General features: G+C 45.3%; 6 protein-coding genes and 1 pseudogene. 4 read left to right on the forward strand and 3 right to left on the reverse strand.

The window, feature by feature from the left end; translation table 11 throughout:
• The first annotated feature begins 56 nt into the window (after positions 1-56).
• Genes BBW68_RS05105 through BBW68_RS05115 form a run of 3 tightly spaced genes read left to right on the forward strand, consistent with a single transcriptional unit; the run spans position 57 to position 3,153 of the window.
• The gene (locus BBW68_RS05105; protein ID WP_070134283.1) at positions 57-1,892 is read left to right on the forward strand and encodes a type IV secretory system conjugative DNA transfer family protein; all 1,836 of its coding nucleotides are present in this window, start codon (positions 57-59) and stop codon (positions 1,890-1,892) included.
• Positions 1,893-1,901: 9 nt separating this feature from the next.
• Positions 1,902-2,648 (forward strand): MobC family replication-relaxation protein, encoded by a 747-nt coding sequence (gene mobC, locus BBW68_RS05110; RefSeq protein ID WP_070134284.1) that lies wholly within the window; start codon positions 1,902-1,904, stop codon positions 2,646-2,648.
• Positions 2,641-3,153 carry a phospholipase D family nuclease gene (locus tag BBW68_RS05115; RefSeq protein WP_070134285.1) on the forward strand — a complete coding sequence of 171 codons (513 nt, stop codon included), beginning with the start codon at positions 2,641-2,643 and terminating at the stop codon, positions 3,151-3,153. Before mobC ends, BBW68_RS05115 begins: the two co-directional genes overlap by 8 nt.
• Before the next feature lie 184 nt (positions 3,154-3,337).
• On the opposite strand, the gene BBW68_RS05120 is transcribed toward BBW68_RS05115, so the two are convergent.
• The gene (locus BBW68_RS05120; RefSeq protein WP_070134286.1) at positions 3,338-4,300 is read right to left on the reverse strand and encodes an ArdC family protein; all 963 of its coding nucleotides are present in this window, start codon (positions 4,298-4,300) and stop codon (positions 3,338-3,340) included.
• Positions 4,301-4,674: 374 nt separating this feature from the next.
• On the opposite strand from BBW68_RS05120, the gene BBW68_RS05125 reads away from it, so the two are divergent.
• Complete coding sequence (locus BBW68_RS05125; protein ID WP_070134287.1) at positions 4,675-5,340, forward strand: hypothetical protein; 666 nt, start codon at positions 4,675-4,677, stop codon at positions 5,338-5,340.
• A gap of 79 nt (positions 5,341-5,419) precedes the next feature.
• On the opposite strand, the gene BBW68_RS05130 is transcribed toward BBW68_RS05125, so the two are convergent.
• On the reverse strand, positions 5,420-5,623 hold the full coding sequence (locus BBW68_RS05130) for a hypothetical protein (protein ID WP_148127549.1): 204 nt from the start codon (positions 5,621-5,623) through the stop codon (positions 5,420-5,422).
• Positions 5,616-5,875: pseudogene (locus tag BBW68_RS19105) on the reverse strand (hypothetical protein); the annotation flags it as partial. The pseudogene BBW68_RS19105 and the gene BBW68_RS05130, both read right to left, overlap by 8 nt.

The following is a 5,875-nucleotide window of genomic DNA, read 5'->3' on the forward strand; positions in this document are numbered from 1 at the left end:
CACCGAGTGGATTCACCGAGATAGCTCACCGAAAGAAACCATTTAAAGGTTAAGACATGCTTAATAAAATCACAGAGAAGCTAATGCCCATAGTCGATAACGCCACGGCATTCTTCGGCTATATGCAACAACATCAGCTATTGTTAGCTTTGTTATCAGGACTAACATTACCCTTTATTGTCCCGCTAAAGCGGGATGAACATGAAAAAGCACCAATATGGCAGCGTGTTATTATCTGCTTCTCACTCTTATGCTTTATTTTTGGCACAATATCACCGGCTACCTCTTACGTCCTTCGCTTTCTATACCCGGCAAGACTGGAAGTAAGTACGCCAGTGATTTTGTGGACGATATTGATTTCATTTACTGTGGTCGGCGTGATATTTCATTACGTTGCACGCCGCGTTCTCTCACCAGAGATTGATAAACTCAAAAGGAAAATGGTTAAAAAAACCAGTCTGGAACGAAATACGCGCACTGATGTTCGAGAAATAAAAGCATTACTGCCCACAACTGAAAAATATGACCCCGAGCAATTCATTGATTTAACAAAAGGCGTTTTTATTGGACTAAATGAAAAAAGAGAACCTCAATATATTCCGCTCAGTGACTGGCAAAAACAACATGCCGATGTCATTGGTACGACGGGCGCAGGTAAAGGGGTTGCAACAGGATTACTTATTTATCAAAGTATTTTAGCCGGTGAAGGCGTTTTTGAAATGGATCCAAAAAATGATGAATGGGCACCCCACTTAATAAGGAAAGCATGTGAAGATGCAGGAAAACCATTCTACCTAATTGATTTAAACAGGCCGGAATATCAACTAAACCTTATTGATGGCATTACAGCAGAACATTTAGAGGAACTTTTTATTGCTGGATTTAGCCTGGCGGAAAAAGGAGAGGCCGCCGACTTCTATCGTATCGACGACCGCAGAGCCGCACGCGCTACCGCACAATTAATTAATGAAAACCCAACAGCCACGATCCGCGATTTATTCAACAGCGATTTCGTGCAGAGTATTGCCGAAACGATTAAAGGATTTTTCGGTAAAATAGAGGAACTGGCTTTATTAAACTCCATTAATGCCCCGGAGGGGTTAGCATTAAAAAAGATTTTTGACGACGGCGGTTGCTGTTACATCATCGGTTCAATGCGCAACAGTAAAGTGATCGCAACTCAACGCATGATTTTAGTGCGGTTAATGCAGCTTGCTGAGTTACGCGACCGAATCAGTACCACGCCACGCCCGATTGCTATTCACCTGGCCGAACTAAAATACCATTTATCACGGCCTGCGCTTGAGGGATTAGGCGCTGCCCGAGATAAAGGCGTGCATATCATTATGGATCACCAGTCCGTTGCCGATTTACGCGACTGCCCCGCCGATTTAAACGGCGACGCCGTGGTGGGTGCCGTCGTGGAAAATGCCAAATTTAAACTGGTGTACAAACTGCAAGACCCCGACACCGCACTATGGGTGGCGAAAATGTCCGGTACGATTTTAGTGGACGATGAAAGTCGCAAAGCAAAAACCAATCGGGTACTGACCGAAGTGATAGACGACGAGCGCACAATCCGACAGGCGGAGCGTTTTTATATCGACAGCAACATGCTGTTAAACCTGCCTCCGTTCGTCAGCTATATTTTCACGGCCACAGAGTTACCCCGAGCCTCCCTTATCTCACCCTTGAAAGTAAAAAAACAGCCGCTACAGGTTTATGACATCACGCCGATCACACCCATATCGATTAAAAAGCCGCTCGACTTTACTGAGGCACCCGCAGCGCAAACAACACCCGTTTTAGTGGCGGCAGAAAAAAACAGAACAGCCGAGATAGCACCAGTTGAGCCGGTTGCGGAAACAGCTTCTTTTGATTTCGATGAATAAGGGAATGCCATGTTGATAAGTAGCGATAAAGAACGTAAAGGCCGTAACAGTGAAAAAATGGCACAACTTCTTAATTTTTTGAAAGAGGAAACCTACAGCGATTTTGACACGCTAAAACAACTTTTTAGGTATAAGGCACATCAACCGCTTTACCTTCTGCTCGATAAACTGGAAGGAATGGGGCTTATTCAAAAATATGTTTTCGTCTCTCGCCTTGGCAGTCTCACGCTGTGGGGAATAACCCAGGATGGGATCGCCGTCGTACTCAGCCCCGAAGACAAGATTTTCCCCGCCCGATTTGAACCGGCAAAGTTAAAAGGCTGGAGCCTCGATCACCATCTGGATAATCAACTGGTACACCTGACGCTGGCACAAAAAGGTGCGACGGACTGGATTAACGGCGACCGTAACACCTTTTTAAATCAGTTTAAGGTGAAGCACCGGCCTGACGGATTAATCACGCTGCCAAATGGCAAACGGATCGCCATTGAAACGGAACGTAGCTTAAAAACTAAAGCACGCTATCAGCAAATTATCGCCAGTCACCTGAGAGCGAGAACGGAAAACCTCTGGTTTTTCGTTTTCTATATTGTGCCGGATGAGCAAAAGAAACGGGCATTAATGCTGCTGTTCGACACAATAAAGCAGGTTATCGAAAACAGCCAACATGTCACGCTGGAAGCGAAGCACCGTAACGTATTCCGCTTTTATACAATGGATGAACTAAAAGCCCTGGAGTTAACAACCTATGCTTAAAATCACTCTGCCTGCCCTTCTCCTGATTGTTTTCCCGGCCTTTGCTGCCCCCACCGTCAGCGTCGGTTTTTCTCCGTCACATACCGCACTGCAAAACGTTCTGTCGGTGGTCAATGACGCCTCAACGTCACTTGATGTTGAGGCGTATAGCTTCACCAGTAAGCCCATCGCGACGGCCATTATTGCCGCGAAACAAAGAGGGGTTAGTGTCCGGGTTGTCGCCGATGAGAAAGCGAACGGTGACCGTTATTCAGCGGTCACTTACCTGGCAAATAATCATGTTCCGGTACGTCTTAACAGTCGTTACGCCATCATGCACAACAAAGTGATGATCGCAGATGGCAGCACAGTACAAACAGGTTCGTTTAATTACACGGCCAGCGCCGACACACGCAACGCCGAAAACAGCATAGTGTTACGAGGCGTTCCGCAAATTGCGGCACAGTATGAGAAAGAATTTAACCGCCTGTGGGCAGAAAGCGAAGTTTTAGCACTGGCCTATTAAATGTCGGCAATTTTTAGCCAGCACTTACGCACTACCCTCTGCATTGTCCACATACCCACAATCGACCCCTACCGGCTTGCCCCGCCGGTAGAGGCGCTCCCGTTCGCGGGGGCGGCTTGTTGGCCTCCCCGCTTCACTGGCTTCTCTCATGTGGATATGTGGGCAATGCTCTCTCCCGTTCCCCTCAAAATCCCATCAAATAACGATGCGCTTTAGATGCGGCGCTGGCCGCTTTGAAAATGTAGCGCTTATCGTCTTTCAGTGATTTCAGCCATGATGCAATATAGCGTTCATGCTGAACCTCTCCCACAACGCCTAAATCAGCCATCAGGAAGGCGCTTCCAAGTTCGGCAATCAGTTCTTCAAAGGCGTACCCTTCCGATCCAAACCTCCCTTTCATTTCACGATTTAAGCGGCTTTTCGCCCCGCTCCAGTGCGTCAGTTCATGCAAGCCGGTGGCGTAAAAATTCGCGGCATCGGCAAACAAATGACGTTCAGGCAACCAGATTTCATCAGTTAGAGGTTTGAAAAATGCCTGTTGGCCACGTTCTGTAATGTTCGCGCCGGTACGCTGAAACAGTGCTTCAACCTGCGGCAGCGGATCAAATTCTCCTACCTCCAGTGGTTCAATCTCGGCGCCATTTTCGGCGCCCATATCTAGCCCGTCGATTTGCTCAACATTAAACACGGTAAAAGTTTTCAGCATGGGGATTTTTTCGATCTCTCCATCCTCAGCTTCTTTTTCTAGCGTCTTGTAAAAAATGGCCGTAGTACCGTGTTCACCCTTACGAACCTGTGCGCCCTGCTCCTGAGCCTGTTTGTAGGTCAACCAGCGAGAATCATTAAACCCCTGCTTTGCTGCACTGCACCATAACAGCATGATATTCATCCCGCTGTAGGCTGTGCCGGTGGTGAAGTTTGACGGAATACCTGACACTGCCCCGTTACGCTTCCACGGACACACCCACGGCTTAACACCCATTTCTAACGCTTCGATGATGCTGTCAGTCACTACCTGGTAAACATCTGGTTTGGCCTTGCCTTTAGAAAATTTCGTTTTTGAGGAGCCTGACTGCTCCAGCGGGGATACGCTGGTCGCCGGTGCGGGATTAGGGGCGCTTGTTTGGGTATGCAGGTTCATAGTCATGGTTATTTCTCCGTCAGTGTGAATTTCGTCTTCGTATCGCCTGACGGTTCGGCCTCCCCGGAGTCGTTCTGGCCAGCAAGGGCGCGAAGCGGCTATGCATTACCTTGCTGACCAGGTTGTGACGGGGAACGATTACCGGAAGCTGATATGAGAAGAAGAAAGACTCACAGGAGAAAATGACGGCGAGCATACCCGGACTTAGCGCCCCTTATGCCGTAGCGGTGAAATGCCGTTATGTCAGCGATGGAAGCCCAGAGGGGTAAGACAGCTCGCCTGGCTCAATGCGGAAGCACGACGTAGCGCCCGGACGCCTGACGTTATATATTGGTTCATGATGTGAATGTTTTTAATAAAGCAGTAATAAGGAAATTTAAATGGCATCGATAAAATTCAACTTTAGTCGATTAAAAAATATATACTCAGATGCATGGTCGAAAAAAGACCCAACAATAGCGTTTGAAATTCGACTTGGCGCAGGATGTTTTGTTTTTATGATGTTTTTATCAAAAGAAGACAGTGATAAAAACGACAGGCTTTTTATTTATTTCAGAAACATTGAAACGCCCCATCAAATTAAATTATACGGCTATCATTTAGGTGGATCTTTCGACGCTTATATATCAAAAAAGGAGGAGGACTTAATCAGGCAGGAACTACAGTTACAAGGCGGAGGAAACCCATTTAATTTCAATGCGTTTCTGAACGAACTGAATGATAACATACCACAATTCCTACCACCAACAGTGAAAGGAGAAACATTAAGAAACACATGGAATTACATCAGAGATGATATGAAAAACATCATCGACGATGCAGACAAGACAATTCTCATTGGACTCAAAAGACTCCCAGAAGAAAGAAAACCAAGAGATAAGACCCTAAGAAAGTTATATTTATACATTAACGGACACGATAATGATATATCAGACTTCATTGAAGCCATAAAAGAAAGAAACATTACACTTGCTTGGACAAACGATCCAACTCGTACAGCAAAAAGTTTTGCCCAACTACTTACTGATTTTTCACGCATGCAATAGAAGTTACAGGGTTACTTTTAGATTCAGCAAGATAGACTTATCCACCATTTCTATGGATAAGTTTATCTTATGGTCTATTCTACTTTTTGGTTGGTGGTAATTTAGGACCAGGCATAGGAATAATAGTTCTTGGTGCAGTTTGAACAGGTGGAATTTCTCTACCAGTTGATGGTTGTGGGCGTGTTTGAAAACCGCGATTTTCGAACCCTTCCACACCTGCGACTTGTCTTCCATTGTTGGCTAACTCTTTATTCACTTTATCACCAGAATTATCTTTACTCATGGGACTCATCCTCTAGGTAGTTTTCAATAATCATCATCTTCCCATACTCTTTAGACAGATAGATGAAACTCGTAAGAAATAAAATATTTCCTGTCTCTGTATCAGTTATAGTTGCATCAAGCAATCCGATTTCTTGAGTTTTATCATTTTCATTATATAAATATATTTTTCCTGCAACGCTTAAGTTTTCGTCCCTTAACAGAACATAACAAAAACTTGACGTCTCAGACATTTTCTCTATGGATCTTATAA

The sequence above is a fragment of the Candidatus Erwinia dacicola genome, assembly GCF_001756855.1.
Lineage (GTDB): Bacteria > Pseudomonadota > Gammaproteobacteria > Enterobacterales > Enterobacteriaceae > Erwinia > Erwinia dacicola.

Bases quoted from the DNA above. Each gene is read 5' to 3' on its own strand.
- BBW68_RS05105 (WP_070134283.1), top strand. From the start codon at position 57: ATGCTTAATAAAATCACAGAGAAGCTAATGCCCATAGTCGATAACGCC.
- mobC (WP_070134284.1), top strand. From the start codon at position 1,902: ATGTTGATAAGTAGCGATAAAGAACGTAAAGGCCGTAACAGTGAAAAA.
- BBW68_RS05115 (WP_070134285.1), top strand. From the start codon at position 2,641: ATGCTTAAAATCACTCTGCCTGCCCTTCTCCTGATTGTTTTCCCGGCC.
- BBW68_RS05120 (WP_070134286.1), bottom strand. From the start codon at position 4,300: ATGACTATGAACCTGCATACCCAAACAAGCGCCCCTAATCCCGCACCG.
- BBW68_RS05125 (WP_070134287.1), top strand. From the start codon at position 4,675: ATGGCATCGATAAAATTCAACTTTAGTCGATTAAAAAATATATACTCA.
- BBW68_RS05130 (WP_148127549.1), bottom strand. From the start codon at position 5,623: ATGAGTAAAGATAATTCTGGTGATAAAGTGAATAAAGAGTTAGCCAAC.